Raw genomic sequence first — 2876 nt, 5'->3', positions numbered from 1 at the left:
ATAGATTGATTTCATGGGGAAATTAATCAAAATATATAAAAACCAAGGTAGAATGAGGTTTTAAGTTAATTTATATATAAAATAAACTAACTATTTTTGACACTACCATTATCAGAGAGGGAGAATTTTATGAGAAATCAGATTGTAAAAGTGACAGAAGTTGTAGTCAGAAGCGCTTTTTACATCATCTCAAACTATGTATTTGTTAGCATGGGCCTATCGTTTCATACTCAATGGATTTCAATTCTATTTTTGCTTTCAATGGTATGGTCTACTATTGATTACGGAAAGTCCATAAATGAAATAACCGAAAAAAAGGTAATTGCTGAAATACTATGTATATGTTGCATTGCACTGAGTATAGCGATTGCATATTTTGTGGGATATATTCAAGGAACATTCGTTTCCATCTGAAAATACAGAGCCACAACTTTCCGCTTAATATATCAGCATGGAGCAAGTTATCAAAAAGTCATGAATGCTCGTAGCTCACCGGCCCGGCCAGCAAAAAAGCAGTAAATCTGAAATTGATTTACTGCTTTTTTGCTCAATAGGCTCTTAAATCATCTGAAAATATTTCAACGCATCCCTGATCGCCGCTTCCTTCTCCGGCGGACACTGTGGAACTTTTGCATCTTCCTTTTTTGACAGGTTATAATTTTGCCCCACATCCAGCCCGCACTTGCGCTTTATCTGTGAGATGTACAGGGAAGATACCTTCAAACCGGTATGCTCCAACACATACGCCTTGATCTGCTCATAAGTCGCGCCCTTCTGGAAGCCGGACATATCCATATCTTCCAGCGAGAACTCCACCCGCACCTTCTTCGAGTCGATTTCTCCCTTGGAAAGTAGGACAACCGTCTCCACATGTGCAGTATGGGGAAACATATCAACTGGTATCATAGTATTACCTTGATATCCTAACTTAGAAAAATATTTTAAATCTCTAACTTGAGTAGTTGGATCGCAAGAAATATAAACTACTTTTTTTGGTTTTAAAATCTTTATGGCATCCATAAACTCTTTAGTACTACCACTTCTAGGTGGATCCATAATTACACAATCGATTGGATATTTTTCACTAGCTAATTTTTTCATAAAATCAGTTGCATCATCATTATAAAATCTAATATTATTTATTTTATTAGCTTTTGCATTATTAATAGCATCTTTAATAGCATCTTTATTTAACTCAACACCAATAACTTCTTTAGCCTGTTTAGAAACTGCCATCCCAATTGTACCAATACCACAATAAGCATCTATAACTGTTTCATTACCTTTTAGTTCTAATAAATCAATTGCTGTTTGATATAATTTTTCACACTGTACATGATTTATCTGATAAAAAGATTTAGGTGAAATCTTGAATTTCAATCCACATAATTCATCTACTATAAATCCTTTACCATATAAAACCTTTTCTTCATTACCTAAAACAACACTAGTCTTTCTTTTATTAACATTTAAAACTACTGTTTTAATACTAGGAAACGTTTTTACTAGTTCATTACAAAAATTCTTAGAACCTTTAAAAACATTATCATTACATACTAAAACAACCATAGTTTGATCACTAACTACTGCTCGGCGAATTAAAACATGTCGCAATAAGCCACGACCACGATCTTCATCATAAATACTAACACGATATCGTTTCAATAAAGATTGAATCTTTTTAATAATAGCATCACTAACTTCTTCATGAAGCAAACAGCGATCATAAGGAATTATTCGATGACTATCTTCTTGATAAAAACCAAACTCATATTTTTGATTAAAAGCTACAATGATCTTATTACGATATTGATATGGATTTTCCATTTTAATGATGTCGTCAACCCGATAATTATTTAACTGATTCTTTTTTAATAACTCTTTACAATAATCAGTTTTTATTTTTAACTGCGATGTATAATCATTATTAATATATTTACAACTACCACATTTTTTTACTATTGAACATTTCATCTTATCACCGCCCTAAGTATAACATAACATTAATAAATTGCACTAAAAAAAGATGCCTAAGCATCATCTTTTTGATTACGTTTTTTTCTTCGATAATTATAATAATTAACTATTGCATAATAAACTGGTATTGTTAAGAAAATTATCCAGGTTGGTGACCAGACATATTCAAAGAAACCTTCATATAAAAAGTATAATAGCGCTAATACTGGATATGGAAACTGATTGAGATCACGATGTTTAATAGCGGCAATAGCCCCATCAATCAAAGGAATAATTAATAACATTATCCATAAAGGATGCCATAAAGATGTATAAGCACTGCAGGCAATATAAATTACAATAATAATTAACGCAAACGGAAATTTAGTTGGTTTTTCATACTGTAATTTTTCCCAATCATAATCAATATTATTATCTTTATCCTTAGCATTATCAATATGGATACCATCCCAGCCGACATGAACTTCACTGCCATCTTTATCAATTACATGAACTCCATGTCTTAAACTAACATGAACTTTTTCAGCTTTTTCTTCTTTAACTGTATCATCTTGATTTAATTTAGCACTTTCAAATTCATCTTGATCTGTTTTTAATAAATCATCTAATGACATATGATAAATCTTAGCAAGCATGATTAAATTATCAGTATCTGGTGAAGCTTCAGCCCGCTCCCATTTACTAACAGCTTGACGACTAATTCCTAATTTATTAGCCAATGCTTCTTGTGATAAATTGTTTTCTTTTCTTAGTTTAACAAGACGATTTGCTATTTCTATATTCATATTTTCCTCCATTTCCGTCCGTCTTCGTCGGTCGGACACAAACATTTTATTAAAAATAATTTCTCTCCAATCGTTTTTGTAGTATCCTATAAGAGAGGTGGTATACTACAGAGC

The 2876-nt window shown here is 31.8% G+C and carries 2 protein-coding genes; both read right to left on the bottom strand.

Annotation, left to right across the window (positions count from 1 at the left end):
• Positions 1-558: 558 nt before the first annotated feature.
• On the bottom strand, positions 559-1974 hold the full coding sequence (gene rlmD / locus B5F09_RS14345; protein WP_087375006.1) for a 23S rRNA (uracil(1939)-C(5))-methyltransferase RlmD: 1416 nt from the start codon (positions 1972-1974) through the stop codon (positions 559-561).
• Positions 1975-2030: 56 nt separating this feature from the next.
• Entirely contained in the window at positions 2031-2762 is a 732-nt protein-coding gene (locus B5F09_RS14340; protein WP_087375005.1) for a helix-turn-helix domain-containing protein, read from the bottom strand.
• Positions 2763-2876: the final 114 nt, after the last annotated feature.

Origin of the sequence: Erysipelatoclostridium sp. An173 (genome assembly GCF_002160495.1) — a bacterium.
GTDB classification, from domain to species: domain Bacteria; phylum Bacillota_I; class Bacilli_A; order Erysipelotrichales; family Coprobacillaceae; genus Thomasclavelia; species Thomasclavelia merdavium.
Note: the sequence above shows the minus strand (reverse complement) of the source record. Positions and strands in the feature narration are given on the sequence as shown.